Raw genomic sequence first — 19126 nt, forward strand, 5'->3', positions numbered from 1 at the left:
GCGTAAAACGAACCTCTTGGCTCAAAGGGACTGCCTTCCACTTTTTTTGCTTTTATAAGCATAAAGCCTTCTCTAACAAGCTTTCAAAATCCAAATACATATAGAGTAAAAGTTTAACGCCCACACTTCCATCAAGCTTGAAAGCTTCTTATTCCAGAAGTGGTTTCGAGACGCTTATTAATAAAGGGGCGGAGGGAAACGGTGAGACTCCTATGGGACGAGTGGGACTGGTGAGACCCCGGAAGGCGTAGCCTGAGGAGGCTCACCGCCCGCCCCGTGGAAAGCGAACCTTTTCCTGGAGTCCCTATTCACTCATCGAACATCTCGAAACGGAGTCTTCAAGTATTGGGAGCATTTATTGAAGTGAAAATGAATGCAATTTTTCTGAAAATGGAGCAGACAAACGAAGGATGCTATGTTACTATTAAGTAAATTAAATTAATTAACAAAGTCTAAACGCAATATTTTGAAAGCGCTTTTAGAACCAACCAATATCATTGAGGGGGTAGAACATTGTGAGTCAACCGAATGCCGAACAGATGGCAAACGCCAACCACGAAAAGAACAAGCAGCCATCTAAGAAACCGGGTCCTTTCAGTCAAAAACCAAAATCTCGTAAGAAATGGATTACACCGAAGACGGTGCCGTACTTATTTATTCTTCCAGCCGTTACTTTCTTCTTGATCTTTACCGTTTATCCAGTCATTTCGTCATTATTATTGAGTTTTCAAACGCGTGCAGGATCAGGGTATGAATTTGTCGGGCTGGATAACTACATTCGATTGTTCCGGGACACGTTATTTTACAAAGCGCTCGGAAATACGTTCCTCATTTTACTCATTCAAGTTCCGATCCAGTTGTTCTTAGCTGTCGTCATTGCGGTGGCCCTTAATTCTCAACTGGTAAAAATGAAGAGCTTTTTCAGGGTAGCCTTCTTCATGCCGGCCATTACAGCATTGGTCGCATCTTCCATCATCTTCATGATCATTCTTGATGAAAACTACGGCCTTGCGAACTATGTGCTTTCTCTTTTTGGTATCGAGGCGATTGCCTGGTTGTCCGATCCATTCTGGGCTAAAGTCGCTTTGATGGCAGCAATCACTTGGCGCTGGACCGGGTACAACATGGTCATTTTCCTTGCCGGTCTCCAAAACATTCCCGGATCGCTTTATGAAGCGGCTGAGATGGACGGGGCAGGAAAAGTTCGTCAGTTCTTTTACATTACCGTACCTCAGTTGAAACCGATCTTCTTGTTCACATTCGTATTGTCAACGATCGGAACGTTGCAGTTGTTCGATGAGCCTTACATTTTAACGCAGGGTGGTCCGAACAATGCCACACTGACGATCACTCTCTACTTGTATCAAAATGGTTTCCGTTACTTTGATTTCGGTTACGCATCCGCGATTGCATACGTTCTTGTATTAATCATCGGGGTCCTTTCCTGGGCACAAATGAAATGGGCAGGTGAAGATAAATGAATCAACAGGTCAGTCCACTTAAAAAAACACTCTTATACGCTTTCTTATTCATAGGAGTCATCATCTCCGTCTTCCCGTTTTATTGGATGTTTGTCGGGGCGACGAACCCGTCCGGGGAAATCTTTAAGGTTCCACCGAACTTTCTGCCAGGTGATTATGGCTGGGAGAACTTTAAGAATCTAAATGAAAACGTAGGTATCATCCGCGTCATGGGGAACTCCTTGTTCATAACGCTGACGTTTACTGCGATTTCAGCCATCATTTGTACGGCAGCGGGCTATGCGTTTGCGAAGTTTAAATTCAAAGGACGTAACGCCATTTTCTTCATGTTGCTTGTCGCGATCATGATTCCTTATCACGTGACGTTGATTCCTTTGTTTGAAATCTTCGGAAATGTCGGTTGGTTGAACACGTTTCAGGCGGTCATCCTTCCACAAGTCGCTTATCCATTTGCAATTTTCCTTATGAGACAGAACATGCAGTCGATTCCAGATTCCCTGCTTGAAGCCGCACGTGTCGATGGGGCGGGAGAGTTTCATATCTTTTTCCGCATCGTACTTCCAGTCATGCGCCCGGCGCTTGCTGCAGTCGCGATTTTCTTGTTCATGTTCCAGTGGAACAACTTCATTTGGCCACTTGTCGTATTGCAATCCCAGGAGATGTACACCTTGCCGGTGGCTCTCTCCAGTCTTGTCGGGATGTCCCGAATTGACTACGGACAGGTCATGATGGGAACGACGTTGTCTACCTTGCCGATCATGATTTTCTTCTTGTTGCTGCAAAAGCAGTTCATCTCCGGAATTCTCGGCGGATCAGTCAAAGAGTAGAAGGAGGAGCAGCCGTTGATCTTTATTAATGAAGAAACACATCAATTTCATCTAACCAACGGACAAATCAGTTACATTTTCCACGTCATGAAAAACGGACAGCTCGGTCATCTCTACTATGGTAAAGCCCTCCGCGACCGGGACTTCCGTCATTTTCAAGACTATGAAAATACCAACCCTTCGACGACTCATGCGTTTGAGGGGGATCCTGATTTTTCCTTAGAAATGGTCAGGCAGGAAGCGCCGGTTTATGGAAAAGGGGACTTCCGTACGCCGGCACTCATTTTGGAAGAACAAAAGGGCGCGTCTGTCGCTGATTTTCGTTATAAAAATCACCAGATCATAAAAGGAAAGCCAAAGTTAGAAGGCCTTCCGGCAACTTTTGCGGGAAATTCAGAAGCTGAAACGCTTGTAGTTACGCTCATAGATGACCAAGCGCAGGTAGAGTGGGAGCTCATGTACACGATCTTCCGTGACCTGCCTGTTATCACAAGAAGTAACCGTATCACTAATAAAGGCGAAAGTTCTGTTACGTTGAAGCATTCCATGTCTTCATCCATCGACCTCCCTGACGCTGATTATGAAATGGTTCATCTTTCAGGCGCATGGGCTAGAGAGCGTCATATCGAAACGAGAAAACTTACTCCCGGCATTTCGTCGATCGGAAGTGTGCGCGGGGCGAGCTCGCATCAGCACAATCCTTTTCTCGCTTTGAAAAGGGAGGAGACGACCGAAGACAGCGGGGAAGCGATTGCGATGCAGTTCGTCTACAGTGGGAATTTCCTCGCTCAGATTGAAGTCGACCATTATGATACAACACGCTTGTCGATGGGTATTCACCCTCAAGCTTTTCAATGGAAATTAGCACAGAATGAAAGCTTTCAAAACCCGGAAGTGATCTTGACTTACACGGAAAATGGCTTGAACGAAATGAGTCAGACGTTCCATGACTTACACCGCAAGCATTTGATTGCCCCAAGGTGGATGGAAAAAGACCGTCCAATTCTGATCAACAACTGGGAAGCGACGTATTTTGATTTTAATGAAGAAAAATTGGATCGTTTTACAGATGAAGCAAGAGATTTAGGTGTCGAACTGTTCGTCCTGGATGACGGATGGTTTGGAAAACGCAATGATGATACCACTTCGCTTGGTGACTGGTTTGTCGATCCCAAGAAACTTCCAAACGGAATCGGGACGTTGGCGAAAAAGGTGAAAGACAAAGGACTTCAATTCGGGCTCTGGTTTGAACCGGAAATGATCAGTCCTGAAAGTGAACTGATGCAGCAGCACCCGGAATGGATCGTCGGTCCACCGCACAGACATCAGACGCTGGAACGGAATCAAAAGGTGCTCGATTTCGCCAACCCTCAGGTAGTCGATTATCTGTTCGAACGGATGAGTTCACTTATAGAAGAAACTGGACTCGACTACATCAAATGGGATATGAATCGCAACATCACAGAACCCTATTCCCAATATTTGTATGACCAGGTCAACTTTTTTCACCAGTACATCCTGGGAGTCTATGAGTTGTATGAGCGTTTGACGACGAAATATCCGGATGTCTTGTTCGAATCTTGTGCGGGTGGAGGCGGACGGTTTGATGCCGGGCTCCTCTACTATGCTCCACAGGCTTGGACGAGTGATGATACGGATGCGGTTGAACGGTTGAAGATTCAATACGGAACTTCAATGGCCTACCCATTATGCAGCATGGGATCACACGTATCCGCGGTACCGAACCACCAGACCTATCGGAACACGCCTTTGAAGTTTCGTGCCGATGTCGCTTACTTTGGAACATTCGGCTATGAATTCGATCCCAGCCAATTGTCAGAGGAAGAAAAGGCGATCGTAAAAGAACAAATCACCGAATTTCAATTGCTTCGTCGTTTGATTCACTCGGGCACGTTTTATCGCCTCTCGAATCCATTCGAAAATCAAGACACGGCCTGGATGGTTGTGTCAGAAAAGAAAACAGAAGCCGTCGTCGGCTGGTATCGTGCTCATTATTTTCCGAATCCGAAGAACGACCAGGTTTTAAAACTAAGCGGTCTGGATCCTGAGAAACGGTATGAGATGGAAGGATCAGCACGGACGTTTTATGGTGATGAACTGATGTATCACGGACTCCCACTTGGTGTAGAGTTCAATGGAGCGAACCATGAAAAAGCAGAACGCAGCGGGGACCACCAATCTCAGCTTTACGTTATAAAAGAGAAAAAATGAAGAAGGAGGGAATAGAAATGGAAGATTTACTTTCCGTTTTTTATGAGAAATTCAACGGAGAACCGACAGCCCAGATGTTCTTTGCACCAGGTCGTGTGAATTTGATCGGGGAGCACACCGACTACAACGGAGGCCATGTGTTTCCTTGTGCACTGAGTGTAGGAACGTACGTCGCTGCAAGAAAAAGAGACGATCAAAAGCTCCGTTTTTACTCTATGAATTTTCCAGACAAAGGAATTGTCGAATCTCATCTAGAAGGATTGGTATATGAGGAAGAGCATGACTGGGCCAATTACCCTAAAGGCGTCCTTGATGTTTTTCGAAAAGCAGGCTACGACGTGGATACAGGACTTGATCTTGCTTTTTACGGCAACATCCCGAATGGTGCCGGCCTCTCGTCTTCCGCATCCATTGAACTAGTCACAGGTGTCGTACTGGAAGAGCTGTTTGATTTATCGATGGACCGCGTCAAAATGATCCAGCTTGCTCAACAAGCAGAAAACGAATTCGTCGGCGTCAACTGCGGCATTATGGATCAGTTTGCTATCGGGTTGGGGAAAAGGGATCACGCCCTGCTTTTGAACTGCGACACCTTGGACTATCAGTACACGCCTCTCCAACTCAATAACCATGCTTTAATTATCGCGAATACGAATAAGCGTCGTGGTCTTGCGGATTCCAAATATAACGAGCGGAGACAGGAATGCGAACAGGCGCTGAAGCAGCTGAAACAAGTCCTATCGATTAATAGTTTAGGAGATTTGAGTGTCGAAGAGTTTGAAACACATCAATCAGTGATTAAAGATGCGACCGTCTTAAAGCGCGCGAAACATGCAGTCTATGAAAACGAGCGCACCATTGAAGCCGTCCATCAGTTGAATGCCGGCGATATTGAAGGGTTCGGGAAGCTGATGAACGCCTCGCACATATCACTGAGAGATGATTATGAGGTCACAGGAAAAGAGTTGGATGCCCTCGTCGAAGCGGCCTGGAACGAAGGGGCTGTCGGATCACGCATGACAGGTGCCGGGTTCGGTGGATGTACAATAAGCATCGTCAAACGAACGCACGTGGACGGGTTCATCGAAGCTGTCGGACGACGGTATAAAGAACAAACAGGCTTAGAGGCCGATTTTTATGTTGTTGAAATCGGAGATGGAGCGAAACGTTTGGAGGAGGAGAAAATATGACCGTACTTGTGTGTGGAGGAGCAGGGTACATTGGAAGTCACGCCGTAGCTCAGCTCCTGGACCAGGGCGAAAATGTCATCATCGTGGATAACCTCCAGACGGGGCATCATCCCGCGGTATTGAATGGAGCGAAACTCTACGATGGAGACTTGCGTGATGAGACGTTCTTGAACTCTGTATTTAAAGAAAATCCCATCGACTCCGTGCTCCATTTTGCTGCCGATTCTCTGGTCGGAGAAAGTGTGGAGAAACCTCTACAATATTACGATAACAATGTCGGGGGAGCGATCTCCCTTTTGAAAGCGATGGCTGCCCATGATGTGAAGCGGATCGTCTTTTCTTCCACGGCCGCCGTTTATGGAGAACCGGAACAGGTTCCAATTCAGGAAAAAGATCCAACAAACCCGACGAATCCTTACGGAGAGACGAAGCTTGCGATTGAAAAAATGTTGAAGTGGGCCGAAGAGGCCCACGGGATCCAGTACACAGTCCTTCGTTATTTCAATGTGGCGGGAGCGGATGTGAAAGGGCGGATTGGGGAAGATCACCGTCCGGAAACGCACCTCATTCCAATCGTTTTACAAGTAGCCCTTGGTAAAAGGGAGAAGATCATGATTTTCGGTGACGATTATCCGACTGCGGATGGCACTTGTATCCGGGATTACATTCACGTCGCAGATTTGGTAGCTGCTCATCTGCAGGCGATTGACCGCTTGAAAAAAGGAGGCGCAAGCGCGACCTACAACCTCGGTAACGGGCAGGGTTTCAGTGTGAAAGAAATCATCGAAGCGGTCCGTGAAGTGACTGGGCACCCGGTCCCGGCAGAAGTTGCACCGAAACGTCCCGGCGACCCGGCGCAGCTCGTCGCCTCCTCTGAAAAGGCGAGGAAAGAGCTCGGATGGGAGCCATACTATCAAGAGGTCGAAAAGATGATAGAATCCGCATGGAAGTGGTTTCAAGAACATCCACATGGGTACGAAGATTAAAAGGGTGGTGAGGAAATGACGATTTATCAAGACATAGAACATCTCATTCACTATGGGCTGCACAAACGTATGATTTCGGTATGGGATGTCGATTACATCCGCAACCGATTATTTCATTTGTTCGAACTTGAAGGCGCTTCCGTGGAAGTATCACCTGAAGAAGACTACTCCACTCCTGTCGCCATCCTGAACCGCATGCTTTCCTATGCGGTCGAAAAAAAGATCATCGAAGAAGACACCGTCACTGACCGGGACCTTTTTGATGCAAAAATCATGGATATCCTCGTCCCGCGCCCGTCGGAGGTGAACAGGGACTTCTACTTCAAATTTGAAAAAGAAGGACCGGTAGCGGCAACGGACTATTTTTATCAACTATCCAAGGACTCCCATTACATCCGCACAGACCGCATCGCTAAAAACAAGCACTGGTACAGCCCGACGGAATATGGAGATTTAGAAATCACCATCAATCTATCAAAACCAGAAAAAGACCCTAAAGCCATCGCAGCGGCGAAAGAGAAAAAACAAGCGTCTTATCCGGAGTGTCTGCTTTGTAAAGAGAACGTCGGGTACGCCGGCAGGCTCGACCACCCGGCAAGAGACAACCACCGCATCATTCCGGTCGATCTCGAAGGCGAGCACTGGTTCCTGCAGTATTCCCCGTATGTTTACTACAACGAGCATGCGATCGTTTTATCAAGGGAACACCGTCCGATGAACATTTCGAAGGAAGGATTTGATCGTCTCCTCGATTTCACAGATCAGCTGCCTCACTATTTTGTCGGATCGAATGCCGACTTACCCATCGTTGGCGGCTCCATCTTGAGTCATGATCATTTTCAGGGCGGCCACCATGAATTCCCGATGGCGAAAGCACCCGTGGAAGAAACGTTCGATATTCCAAGATTCAAAGATGTCGAGGCAGGAATTGTCCGCTGGCCGTTGTCCGTCATTCGTTTGAGAGGCGGCGACCGTCACCGGGTATCTGAACTCGGAGATATCATTTTACAGTCTTGGCGCAGCTATTCCGATGAAAAAGTGGAAGTTTTCGCAGAAACAGAGGGCGAACCTCATAATACGGTGACCCCGATTGCCCGTTACAGAGATAGACAGTATGAGCTCGACCTCGTCCTCAGAAACAACCGGACGAACGAAGACCATCCGATGGGAATTTTCCATCCACATGAAGAAGTCCATCATATAAAAAAAGAAAATATCGGTTTGATCGAAGTCATGGGTCTTGCCGTGCTACCAGGACGATTGGTCGATGAAATGGAGCAGTTGAGCCGTTACATCAAAGAAGAAAAATTAGACGCTGCGGCGAATGATGAGGCTGTCGCCAAACACGTGCCGTGGGCGAAGCAGATCCATTGGAACACAACATCAGAACAAGCCGTCTGGGAACAGATGCAAGAAGAAATCGGCAAACGATTTTCCGAAGTTTTGGAACATGCAGGGGTGTTCAAACGTACAGAAAAAGGGAAGGAAGCATTCCAGCGTTTCATGAAACAATTAGGTTAAGGAGGCGGTGACCAATGGTCGATGTTTGTACGTACCAGAAGACGAAATTCAAGAGTCTGGATGCCGTGGTATTGGAAAATGAAAGTGTAAGAGCGGTAATTCTGCCGGGATATGGAGGGAAAATGGTCAGCTTTTTTGATAAAGAAGCAGATATTGAATGGCTGTATCAGACCGATCGTCCCAAACTAGAAATCCCACCGTACGGAGCGGATTTTTCCAAATACGATTCCAGTGGTTTTGACGAAATGTTTCATGGGATCGACAAGGGCCCTCACCCGACAGACTGGAAGGAGATTCCCGATCACGGAGAAGTATGGACGCTGCCGTGGGAATATAAAGCGGCCTATGATGGGGTTTCGCTCGAGGTTCACAGTCCTGAATTTCCTTACGCATTGAAAAAGAAAATCTGCCTGCACGGCGATGGTGTGACGATTAAATATGAAGCGATCAACAAAAGTGATGAGCCGTTTCCATTCATTTGGACGCCACATGCCCTGCTCAATCTTAATGAACACACAGCGATCGAAGTACCTGAAGAATTGAATCAAGTAATGAATGTGGAAAAAGGATCCAAGCACCTCGGTGACTGGGGAACGACACACGCTTATCCGGAAACGAAGTCTGCGAAAACAGGAAACACGCTGGACCTGAGTCAGCTCGAGCCGATGGAAGAAGGAACGGCAGAGAAATTTTATTTCACAGAACCGCTTTCCAAAGGATGGTGCTCGCTCGTCCAACCGGACTTGAACAGGAAATTGACGTATCGTTTTCCTGAAAACAAAGTACCGTATCTTGGAGTTTGGAAAACTCGCGGAGGCTACCGGGGAGAGCATAACATCGCATTGGAACCTTGCACAGGCGTATATGATGATGTGTATCTTGCTGAAAAAATCGGCAAAGTTTCCTATATCCCAGCACACGGCTCGTACACGTGGACATTGAATATCGAGACTGGAGGCTTATAAATGACGTATTTAGGTGTCGATTACTATCCGGAACACTGGCCGGAAGAAATGATAGAGGAAGACATTCAAGGCATCAAAGATATGGGGGCAAACATCGTCCGCATCGGAGAGTTTGCGTGGCATCTCATGGAGAAAGAGGAAGGAGCGTTCGACTTTTCCTACTTTGACCGTGTGATTGAAAAAGTGAAACAGCAGGGACTGAGTGTCATGTTCGGAACTCCGACTGCGACATTCCCAGCCTGGCTCGCCCAGAAACACCCATCCATTTTGTCCGAAGATGAAAACGGTAACACGAGGGTGTTCGGCGGCCGCCGCCAATACTGCTTCAACTCGGACAAGTACCGTCAGTACGCAGCAGGGATCACGGAAAAACTCGTCCAGCACTATAAAGACGAAGAAGCCATCATCTCCTGGCAGATTGACAACGAATTCGGCCATGAAGGAAGTGACATGTGTTTCTGTCACCAGTGTCATTCCGCGTTTCATCAGTATTTGGAAAACAAATACGACAGTGTCGAGCAGTTAAATGACGAGTGGGGAACAATTTTCTGGGGGCAGACGTACAATGATTTTTCTGAGATCCCGATCCCGAAGCCGACGGTAACGACTCACAATCCGACATTGAAACTGGAGTGGGCGCGCTTCCGTTCCGCTTCCGTCAACGGGTTCACCCACGAAATGACGGCGATTGTAAAAGAGCACAAAGGGAGCCATCAGACGGTTACGACAAACGTGTCCGGCGGATTTTTCGATAAATGGTTCGACCATGAAGAAAATGTGAAGCCGATGGATTTCGTTTCCTATGATAACTATCCGGTGTGGGGCGGACTCGAAAAGCCGATTCCACCAGAGGCGATCGCCATGACGCATGATTTCAACCGTGGTTTGCTTGATCAAAACTATTGGATTGTAGAAGAACTGATGGGAGCCCAGGGCCATGACGTCATCGGCTACCTGCCACGGCCGAATCAGGCGAAAATGTGGTCCTATCAAGCGTTCGCACACGGCTGTTCCAACATGCTTTATTTCCGCTGGCGCGGCATGACGAAAGGCGCCGAACAGTTCTGTTACGGTGTCGTCGATCATGACAACGTATATGGACGTAAATATAAAGAGGTTCAATCTTTGTTCAGCGAGATTAAAGAACATGAAGAGCTGTTGAATGCGGAAATCAAGTCTGATGTTGCGGTTCTCTATGACTATGACAACATCTGGTCCTGGCGTTCACAAATCCAGAGCAAAGACTTCGACTTCAACGAAGAATTGCTGCGTTTGTACCGCCCGTTTTACCGTAAGAACACGAACATTGACGTCATTCCGGCAAGCCGTGACCTCAGTACATACAAAGTCGTACTGGTCCCTGTTATGCAGCTGATGGACGATGCGCTCGCGAACCGTCTCCGTAGCTTTGCAGAACAAGGCGGAACGGTCATCTTTTCCTACCGTGCCGGATTGAAAGGCAAGGACAACAACATCCGACTCGGGGAAGTCCTTCCGGGTTCTGTCCGGGATCTAATTGGTGCGCGTGTAGAGGAAATCGAATCTTTAACAGCCGCTCATCAGCTTGATCTGCAAGGAGAAGGAGCGTTTGCTGATGTTCCGGCATCGATTTCCGTATGGCGCGACCTCCTCGTTCCTGAGCAAGCACAGACACTTTATTCTTATCAAGATCAATTTTACAAAGAATATGCAGCCGTGACGAAGAACACGTTTGGAAAAGGAAACGTCTATTACGTCGGCGGAGGTTTGAGTGAAGAGGCTCTGGAGAAAATCGCTCAGGATGTGACCCGTGACTGCGGTATCGAAACGATCGAATCTGAGCGCGATGTAGAAGTCTATCGTCGTAAAGTCGGAGGATCTTCTTATTTGTTCCTGATGAATCATAGTGCCTCGGAAAAATCGTTCGGTCAGGAGAAACTCGGACCATATGAAAGCAGAATCTTGAAGGAATAAGCAAAGTGCAGGAGGCAGCTCCTGCACTTTTTTAGTTTGAACGATAGTTGGAGAAGTTTGATTGATAAGTTGAGGGCTTTGATTGATATGTAGGGAAGTTTGATTGATAAGTTCAGGACGTTGATTGATATATGGGGGAGTTTGATTGATAAGTTTAAGACTTTGAGTGATATAGCTGCAAAATTGATAGATAACTAAAGGAAAACCTCCCGTACATACGGGAGGTTCCACCAGAATTTATTCATTACTATTATTCTTCTGCAAGACTTTTAAGCCTTGATTCATGTCTGAGCCTAGCACGTAGTTGCGATCAACGAACGTTCCCCAGAAATAACCGCCTGCAGGATTATAAACCCCCACCTGCTCCGGGTTGCTAGGGTCGGTGATATCCACCGCACGAATACCTCCCGCATAGTGGGAAAGATACAAAGTATTGCCTTGTACTTTTGGATCATGAACCGTATTGGCGAAGGTAACGCCATCTTCCACGTCATCCACGAGCTCTGTCTTGAACGTGCTCAACAGCTTCGGATTCTGCTTGTCTTTAATATCAAAAATTCTTGTGTATCCGTAAGATTCTTCATAACCTTCTCTCGTAGGGTTGTACACTTCACGTGTTTCAATCAGCACATTGCCGCCTTTGGCAAGGGCAGCGGAGTGTGCAGAACCCTGTACATCCGGAGCATAGTCTGTCCGGCCTTCAAACTTCACATTGTAAGGATCAGAGATATCGAGAATGATTGTACCGAGATCCCAGAAGGAAAGAAGGGCGGTATCACCGTTGTTATCCGTCATCGTACTATGGTTGAAAACAGGACGCGTTTTTCCATCAGGTGAATTCCAATGGTAACCATTGAAGTTCTCGTCTACTTCTGGAAGAGTACGCGGATCGAATTCGTAAATCGTTTTTGGATCGGAAGGATTGCTGACATCCACTAAAGCGAAGTCCTTCTCTTCTCCGTGCGTGTAGTAATCTGCATATGGATTAGCCGCTAATACGAAAGGCTTTCCTTCTTTCACCGTAAGGTAAAGTTCATGGGTACCCGGAACGCGCTTGTCCATTTCCCAGAAGCCGAGTTTTTCAGGTGATTCAGGATTGGATACATCATACAAAAGAAAACCGCCCTTAGAATCAGGATTGCTGCGGCTCAGCTGTTGGACACTTACGACTGCAAGATCGCCTTTGAATTCTTTCGTATTCACTTTTTTTAACAATGACTTTCTCCTGCCATGTACCAGGAATGTCATCAGCAAACTTAGCGATCTCTACCCGGATTGGATGGATCGTTCAAATCAAAGATACGGACGCCGCCTTCCCCACCATTGCGTGTATGCGTACCTACATACGCATAGCCGTCATAGGCGTAAACGTCAGCCGTGTTATTCTGAACCCCATCGTATTGTTTTAACTGCGCGGAACCGACTTCCTTCCAGTTTCCTACGTTTTTCGTTCCTTCTAAAACAGGTACCTCATTAAGCGCTTGAGATCCTTCCTGTCCCTTTTCTACTAATGCATCATCAAGCATGTCATGGGCAAATGTCGTGGGTGTAGCAGAAAAGACAAGTAACCCAGCCATAGCCGAGCTAAGAACGATGTGTTTTTTATTCATCAATTTTCCCCCTCTAATGAAAAGATTTACCAAAATATAGCATGAAAGGAAATTAATTTCATTAATATTCAGAAAAATGAATCGAATGAACAGGTGACCCTATAGGATATCTATCCTGAATTCAGATCCTTCGTGTGTCTAAAGAAATACAAACCCACAAACGAATTAAGGAGGAAAGAGTGATTGACAAAAAATGGTGTACCAGGTCATCCAGATTCTGGATGACCTGGTACACCAAAAAAAGGAAACTAAAACAGAAGTAAGGCGACGGTGGTGGAGGCGATCAGTCCCAGGGTGACGGGAATGAAGTTTTTCCGGACGAGTTCCATGACGGGGACGCCGCAGAACCCTGCGATTGCGATCAAGGACGACCAGGCGATGATGGTACCGCCTCCTGTCCAGATGGATCCCATCTGTCCGATCGCTGCGAGGGTGGAAGCGTCGATGCTGCCGTTTGCGAGCGAGGCTGATAACGCCCCGGTAAGCGGAAGTCCTGAAAAACCGGAACCGTCTAATCCTGTAATGATTCCTATGATCAAAATACTAAAAGCGGTCAAAAAAGCGCTCTGAGGCAAATAATCCTGACTCGATTGAACGAGATCAAACAGGAAGGAAGGGGTCGCTTCAGCAGGCAGGACAAGAATATCTTTGGCAAACTCCCCACTGCCGAGAAAAAAGAAACCGGCAATCGGAATCACGGGCCCCATCGCTTTGAAGGCAAAGACGAACCCCTCGGTAATGTGCTCGCTCACATCATCGAGCGCTTTATGCTTTCCGAAGGCTAAACTGGAGAGTAGCAGTAAAACGACAGCGACACCTCCAATAAAAGCCGCTCCGCTTCCTCCTTCAAATCCACCCATACGTCCCGAACCGAGCTTGGTGGAAACCATATAAATCATTACGGCAAGCATGGATAGTGGGACGAGGACGGCGAATACTTTGCTCCAGATATGGACGCGTGCGTTTGTCGTTTCTTCTTTTGCTTTGAGTCCCTGCATCTGAACAATTTCCTGTTGGTTCCGAGGATCATCTTTAGAACGGAAACTTTTCCTGTTGAAAAAATAAGCAAGACCGATGGCCACAACACCTGTCACTACTGATAGAAGCAGCGCCTGATCCATGACGCTTCCAGTATCGATTCCTGCCGATTTCGCCGAGAGCTCAGGTGCTACCTGGATGATATAATCCGAAGATAACGCCATCCCTTGTCCGGCAAGCGCCACAGCCATCGCTGCCACCATCGCAGGCAGTCCTGTACGGATAGCCGCAGGTACAAGGAGTGCACAAATGAGCGGAACAGCAGGAGTCGGCCAGAAGAAAAGGGAGACGACATAGGTGACGCCGACAAGAATGAAAAACGAGACATGACTGTTGATCATCACTTTTTGAATCGGCTGGATCATGCGGGTGTCAGCCCCGAGATCTTTTAAGGAACGCAACAAGGCGACCATAAAAGTAATGATCAAAAAGATATTGAACAACTCTTTAGCGGCCACAAGGTTGGCATTGAAGACACCGACAAAACCACTGATCAAACTCCCATTAAACATCCATGCGACTAAAAAAAGTACCGAGTAAAGTGGGGAGAACGACCCCTTTACGGAAAATCATCGTCAGGATGATGAGTAGGGTGAACAGCCCATAAATCCAATGAGACATTGTCAATTCCATCAAAATGCCTCCTTTTTTATATAGGCTATTCACCAGGGGAGGGAGAGGTGAGGAAGAGGAATTTTGTTGAGGGAAAGTAAAGCGCCCTAACACTATTCAACCCCATCAAAAAAGCCGCGGGATCTCCCACGGCTTTCATCCTATTTATTTTCTTGTCCTGGAACTTCACAGCCATCTTCCGTACAAGCCGCTCCGCTCTCACTAGATAAATCTTCAAAAGCAGGCGTCTGTTCTTCTTCAGCAAAAGCTTTTTCAAGCCCCTGTACGAAAACTTCCGTCGGCTGGGCGCCGGAGACGGCATATTTCCGGTTGATGACGAAAAATGGCACGCCCTGCACACCGATTTGCTGTGCTTCTGCTTCTTCACGGCGAACCGCTTCCGTATAATCCGATCCTTCAAGAACAGAAACCACTGCATCGCGATCTAGTCCCACTTCAACGGCTAGCGCTGTAATCGTTTCATGATCCCCGACATCTTTGCCATCCGTCAGAACTGCCTTGAAAAAGCGTTCAGCAAAAGCTTTGCCTAACCCTTTTTCATTGGCCAATTGAGATACGCGATGGGCATCAAACGTATTCGTAGGCACGACCGAATCAAAGCGGAAATCGAGACCGACCATCTTCGCCTGCTCGGTCATGTTCTGCGTCATCTCGCACGCCTCTTCCAGAGACCGGCCGTATTTGGCGGCAAGTTTCTCATGCATGTTTCTTCCTGTGTTGCGCTCTGCATTCGGGTCGAGCTCGAAGCTTTTATAGACAACGTCCACCTGTTTTCCAGGAAAATGTTCCAGCGCTTCTTCTAGTCTGCGTTTTCCGATATAACAAAAAGGACAGACGAAATCTGACCAAATTTCTATTTTCATTGCGTTCACCTCTTCATTAGATTCCCTTCCATTTTACGATGCTTATCGACGGAATTCCATGATTCTGTTTTAGAGCGGTCCCACGTATATATGGGAAAAAAGGAGGTTGGCCTTTATGGGGATTACGTTGATTAAAATTTCATCTGTTTATTTTGCCATTGGAGTTGCGATCGGTTACTACATGTCGAGTGCACATGACTATGCGCTCACACCGGTTCACGTCCACATCAATTTGCTTGGATGGACCGCACTCACGCTTGCGGGTATTTTATATCATCTTTTTCCATCACTTGCGAAATCGTTATCAGGTAAAATTCACTTCTGGCTCCACAACATCGGTCTTCCGTTAATGATGATCGGCTTATTTTTCGTCGTTCTTATTGAAAATGAAGCGTTGCTTCCCCTTCTAGCCACAGGCGCAACGGTGACATCCCTCGGTATTTTCTCTTTTGTTTTCAACGTGTTGAAAAACTTGAAAGCTTCCTGACACCCAATCCCTCTCCGCTTCGATTATAGAAGCAGGGAGGGATTTTTATGATGACTTTGGAAACGTTGAAACAACGCAGCTTGAACAAAATGGGGAACGTCCAAAAGATTGTGAAAGAAAAGGTGTGGGAAATGATCGAGCAAGCATATTCCGATGGGATATTGGTGCAAATCTCCTCCGGGCATCGCACGTATGAGGAGCAGGCCCACTTGTATGGACAAGGCCGCCCGGACTATTATTGGCAAGGAAAAAGATACGGACACAGCGGGAACATCGTCACTTATGCCAAACCTGGGAAAAGCAATCATCACAGCGGCCGGGCCGTGGATTTTTTTCTGGTCAGTTCAGATGGGAAAAAAGCGCTATGGACGGTAGATCAGGATTGGCGTCACGTCGCGGATATCGCTAAGTCTCTCGGTTTTCAGTGGGGAGGAGACTGGTCCAGCTTCAATGATTATGCCCATCTCGAATGGCCGGAAAAGTCCAATGATGTCCGTGACCTTCAAACAAAGCTTCAGAAGTTAGGCTATGAACCTGGACCAATGGATGGCATTTATGGACCGCGAACAAAAAAAGCGGTTGTCGCTTTTCAACATCAGGAAGGATTAGAAGTGGACGGAAGCGCAGGTCCAATAACAACAAACAGGCTCAACGCCCGCACCTATCCCGGCTATCCCATTCACTTCGGCGCTGAAGGATCCGTGGTCAAACGAATCCAAAGAGCGGTCGGAACCACAGACGACGGCCACTTCGGCCCCTTAACAGAAGCTGCCGTGTGTGATTTCCAGCAACAGCATCGTCTTGAAATTGATGGTGTCGTAGGACCAATTACTTGGCGGAAGATATTTGGTAACCAGCATCCTTCGTAGGATGCTGGTTTTTTTTAATAAAACCGATCAGGGTAATAGCTCAAAGTAGCTTGGAAATCAATCAAACCAATGGAAGCATCACACAAATCCTCGAAACTTGTCTAGTCATATCGTACCTATTGACAAATTATGAGAATTTTATAATAATACAAGTTGTAATATTCAGTTAAATCTAAATATTCTCAAAAATTTTCACACATCTATGTTAACGCTTACACTAAGGAGGGTAGATTCGTTGCTGATTCCGATTATTCTTTCTGTCATCACCGTACTTTCTGTTGTTTTCGCACTGAAAAAGAAGCGGCCGTTCTTGCTGGCGGTCCCGTTCATTGCGCTCTTTGGTGTCGCTCTTGCAAAAATCATTATGGTTCCGATGCCGTTCTGGGAAACCGTGCAGTTCATTTTTAACTTAAGGGGATAATGCGAAGGGAGTTGAATCGTTGTGAAAAAAATGGATCCACAGAAGGCGAAAGAGTATTTTCGTTTACGAACGACTTTGATTATCATCTATCTCGCCATTGGGGCACTCGTATCTTTCGGAGTTGTTCTATTTGCCGAAAGTCTTCAGTCCTTTACAGTGATGGGCATCCCCCTTCCTTATTACATGGGAGCGCAGGGCGCTATTATTACGTTTATCGTACTTCTTTTCTTCAATGCCCTCATCAGTGATGTCGTTGATAAGAAGTTCGGTTTGATTCCAAAAGAAGATTCCGGTCAAAATCAAGCGGTTAACCAATAAGATAGGGGGAGAAATATGGACGCACAGTTTATAGTCTCCCTTGCTTTATTTGTCGCTACTTTTGCATTGTACATAGGTATCGCTGTCTACAATAAAGCAAGGGCTACATCAGATTTCTACGTTGCCGGCCGCGGAGTACCGCCCGTTTACAATGGCATGGCTATTGGAGCGGATTGGATGAGTGCAGCTTCATTCATTGGTCTTGCTGGTACGGTCATGATTCTTGGATATGATGGACTCGCATACATTATGGGATGGACAGGCGGGTATTTGCTGCTTACGTTCCTTTTAGCTCCACAGTTAAGAAAATATGGACGCTACACCGTGCCGGAATTCATCGGAGACCGATACCGCAGCAACACGGCTCGATTAATTGCGGCTGTAGCAACCATCATCATCAGCTTCACCTATTCCGTCGGACAGTTGTCTGGATCAGGGGTGGTCATCGGGCGTTTGTTCGAAGTCGACACCGTAATCGGAACATTGATTGGTGTCGTGCTGATCGCCTTTTACTCAGCGATGGGCGGGATGAAAGGGATCACCTGGACACAGGTCGCGCAATACTTGGTATTGATCATCGCGTATTTGATTCCGGTCATCTTCATGTCGCTGCAGCTGACGCAGAACCCTGTCCCTTGGATTTCTTACGGGGATGTTATTTCGGAAATGCGTACGATCGATCAGGAATTGGGCATTTCTGAATATATCATTCCATTCACAGAAGGATCGAAATGGCAGTTCATCGCCCTCATGTTCACACTGACGGCGGGAACAGCTGGTTTGCCACACGTCATTGTCCGTTTCTATACGGTAGCGACGATGAAAGCCGCTCGCTGGAGTGGGGCATGGGCATTGCTATTCATAGGGTTACTCTATTTGTCTGCACCTGCTTACGCTGCCTTTTCCCGTTTCATCTTGATGACGGAAGTGGCTGGTTCACAATTGAATAATCTTCCCGCATGGACACAGGCCTGGGTGGATACCGGCCGCCTTTCCCTTGCCGACAATAATAGTGACGGCGTGCTTCAGTGGTCGGAACTTGTCATCAGTAATGATATCGTCGTTATGGCGACACCAGAGATCGCAAACCTTGGTATCTTCGTCATTGGTTTGATGGCTGCCGGTGCAATGGCGGCTGCTTTATCGACGGCCGGTGGTTTGATGATCGCGATTTCCGCAGCCTTGTCGCACGACATTTATTTCCGCTCCATCAATCCGAATGCGAGCGAGAAAAAACGTCTGGCTGTTGGACGCTGGTCGATTGTCCTTGCGACCGTAGCGGCAGGTTTAATTGCTTTGAACCCGCCAGGTGCGATCACGCAAATTGTTGCCTGGGCCTTCGCTTTAGCATCCGGATCGTTCTTCCCGGCCCTGCTTCTCGGTGTATGGTGGAAGCGGGCAAATGGACCTGGAGTGATTGCCGGTTTGGTTGTCGGACTTTCCGTGACGCTCGGGTACATTTTCGCAGCGAAATACGGCGGATTCACGATTCTTGGAATCATTGATACAGGTGCTGGAGTCTTCGGAGCGAGCGCTGCAATATTATAGCGAACGTCGCTGTTTCTCTCATGACTGCACCACCATCCAAACAAACCCAAGACGAAGTCACAGACCTCCGCTACCCAGAACAAATCGAATACAAAGACGGAGAATACTGGCTGAAAGAAAACGTCAAATAAAAATGGAAAAAACAGGTGTACCAGGTCATCCAATATTTGGATGACCTGGTTAC

Annotated in this window: 15 protein-coding genes and 2 pseudogenes; 13 read left to right on the forward strand and 4 right to left on the reverse strand. The window is 47.1% G+C overall.

Annotation, left to right across the window (positions count from 1 at the left end):
- Positions 1-515 precede the first annotated feature (515 nt).
- From LC065_RS07370 to LC065_RS07405, 8 genes are read left to right on the forward strand one after another with little or no spacing between them, the layout of a single operon-like run.
- Positions 516-1481, forward strand: coding sequence for a carbohydrate ABC transporter permease (locus tag LC065_RS07370; protein WP_306163856.1), 966 nt, complete (start codon positions 516-518; stop codon positions 1479-1481).
- Positions 1478-2308, forward strand: a complete 831-nt coding sequence (locus LC065_RS07375) for a carbohydrate ABC transporter permease (RefSeq protein ID WP_226592622.1) — start codon at positions 1478-1480, stop codon at positions 2306-2308. Before LC065_RS07370 ends, LC065_RS07375 begins: the two co-directional genes overlap by 4 nt.
- 15 nt (positions 2309-2323) lie before the next feature.
- Entirely contained in the window at positions 2324-4540 is a 2217-nt protein-coding gene (locus LC065_RS07380; RefSeq protein ID WP_306163857.1) for an alpha-galactosidase, read from the forward strand.
- 17 nt (positions 4541-4557) lie between these two features.
- Complete coding sequence (locus tag LC065_RS07385; RefSeq protein ID WP_226592618.1) at positions 4558-5730, forward strand: galactokinase; 1173 nt, start codon at positions 4558-4560, stop codon at positions 5728-5730.
- Positions 5727-6716, forward strand: a complete 990-nt coding sequence (gene galE / locus LC065_RS07390) for a UDP-glucose 4-epimerase GalE (protein WP_226592617.1) — start codon at positions 5727-5729, stop codon at positions 6714-6716. Before LC065_RS07385 ends, galE begins: the two co-directional genes overlap by 4 nt.
- Positions 6717-6731: 15 nt before the next feature.
- Complete coding sequence (galT, locus tag LC065_RS07395) at positions 6732-8237, forward strand: UDP-glucose--hexose-1-phosphate uridylyltransferase (protein WP_226592615.1); 1506 nt, start codon at positions 6732-6734, stop codon at positions 8235-8237.
- Positions 8238-8251: 14 nt separating this feature from the next.
- A complete protein-coding gene (locus LC065_RS07400) occupies positions 8252-9202 on the forward strand; it encodes an aldose epimerase family protein (RefSeq protein WP_306163858.1) in 951 nt (316 codons plus the stop codon).
- Complete coding sequence (locus tag LC065_RS07405; RefSeq protein ID WP_226592611.1) at positions 9203-11155, forward strand: beta-galactosidase; 1953 nt, start codon at positions 9203-9205, stop codon at positions 11153-11155. It abuts the gene before it with no gap.
- 237 nt (positions 11156-11392) lie between these two features.
- On the opposite strand, the gene LC065_RS07410 is transcribed toward LC065_RS07405, so the two are convergent.
- The 4 genes and pseudogenes from LC065_RS07410 to LC065_RS07420 form a co-directional block, all read right to left on the reverse strand.
- On the reverse strand, positions 11393-12370 hold the full coding sequence (locus LC065_RS07410; protein WP_371933418.1) for an LVIVD repeat-containing protein: 978 nt from the start codon (positions 12368-12370) through the stop codon (positions 11393-11395).
- A 41-nt stretch (positions 12371-12411) separates the two neighbouring features.
- Entirely contained in the window at positions 12412-12765 is a 354-nt protein-coding gene (locus LC065_RS20445) for a hypothetical protein (RefSeq protein WP_371933419.1), read from the reverse strand.
- Between the two features lie 248 nt (positions 12766-13013).
- Positions 13014-14436 (reverse strand): annotated as a pseudogene (locus LC065_RS07415) (hypothetical protein).
- Between the two features lie 140 nt (positions 14437-14576).
- Positions 14577-15299 carry a DsbA family oxidoreductase gene (locus LC065_RS07420; RefSeq protein ID WP_226592605.1) on the reverse strand — a complete coding sequence of 241 codons (723 nt, stop codon included), beginning with the start codon at positions 15297-15299 and terminating at the stop codon, positions 14577-14579.
- Between the two features lie 115 nt (positions 15300-15414).
- On the opposite strand from LC065_RS07420, the gene LC065_RS07425 reads away from it, so the two are divergent.
- The 5 genes and pseudogenes from LC065_RS07425 to LC065_RS07445 all read left to right on the forward strand — a co-directional run bounded on the left by LC065_RS07425 (position 15415) and on the right by LC065_RS07445 (position 19073).
- Positions 15415-15786 carry a cbb3-type cytochrome c oxidase subunit I gene (locus LC065_RS07425; RefSeq protein WP_226592603.1) on the forward strand — a complete coding sequence of 124 codons (372 nt, stop codon included), beginning with the start codon at positions 15415-15417 and terminating at the stop codon, positions 15784-15786.
- Between the two features lie 47 nt (positions 15787-15833).
- The gene (locus LC065_RS07430; RefSeq protein ID WP_226592601.1) at positions 15834-16655 is read left to right on the forward strand and encodes a peptidoglycan-binding protein; all 822 of its coding nucleotides are present in this window, start codon (positions 15834-15836) and stop codon (positions 16653-16655) included.
- 235 nt (positions 16656-16890) lie between these two features.
- Positions 16891-17076 carry a hypothetical protein gene (locus tag LC065_RS07435; protein WP_089651995.1) on the forward strand — a complete coding sequence of 62 codons (186 nt, stop codon included), beginning with the start codon at positions 16891-16893 and terminating at the stop codon, positions 17074-17076.
- A 21-nt stretch (positions 17077-17097) separates the two neighbouring features.
- Positions 17098-17394, forward strand: a complete 297-nt coding sequence (locus LC065_RS07440; protein WP_226592599.1) for a DUF4212 domain-containing protein — start codon at positions 17098-17100, stop codon at positions 17392-17394.
- A 15-nt stretch (positions 17395-17409) separates the two neighbouring features.
- Positions 17410-19073, forward strand: a pseudogene (locus LC065_RS07445) (sodium:solute symporter family protein).
- Positions 19074-19126: the final 53 nt, after the last annotated feature.

The organism is Halobacillus litoralis (assembly GCF_020524085.2).
GTDB lineage: Bacteria > Bacillota > Bacilli > Bacillales > Halobacillaceae > Halobacillus > Halobacillus litoralis_E.

Excerpts from the sequence above, each read along its gene's own strand:
- LC065_RS07375 (WP_226592622.1), top strand. The coding sequence starts at position 1,478 with ATGAATCAACAGGTCAGTCCACTTAAAAAAACACTCTTATACGCTTTC.
- LC065_RS07385 (WP_226592618.1), top strand. The coding sequence starts at position 4,558 with ATGGAAGATTTACTTTCCGTTTTTTATGAGAAATTCAACGGAGAACCG.
- galE (WP_226592617.1), top strand. The coding sequence starts at position 5,727 with ATGACCGTACTTGTGTGTGGAGGAGCAGGGTACATTGGAAGTCACGCC.
- galT (WP_226592615.1), top strand. The coding sequence starts at position 6,732 with ATGACGATTTATCAAGACATAGAACATCTCATTCACTATGGGCTGCAC.
- LC065_RS07400 (WP_306163858.1), top strand. The coding sequence starts at position 8,252 with ATGGTCGATGTTTGTACGTACCAGAAGACGAAATTCAAGAGTCTGGAT.
- LC065_RS07405 (WP_226592611.1), top strand. The coding sequence starts at position 9,203 with ATGACGTATTTAGGTGTCGATTACTATCCGGAACACTGGCCGGAAGAA.
- LC065_RS20445 (WP_371933419.1), bottom strand. The coding sequence starts at position 12,765 with ATGAATAAAAAACACATCGTTCTTAGCTCGGCTATGGCTGGGTTACTT.
- LC065_RS07420 (WP_226592605.1), bottom strand. The coding sequence starts at position 15,299 with ATGAAAATAGAAATTTGGTCAGATTTCGTCTGTCCTTTTTGTTATATC.
- LC065_RS07425 (WP_226592603.1), top strand. The coding sequence starts at position 15,415 with ATGGGGATTACGTTGATTAAAATTTCATCTGTTTATTTTGCCATTGGA.
- LC065_RS07430 (WP_226592601.1), top strand. The coding sequence starts at position 15,834 with ATGATGACTTTGGAAACGTTGAAACAACGCAGCTTGAACAAAATGGGG.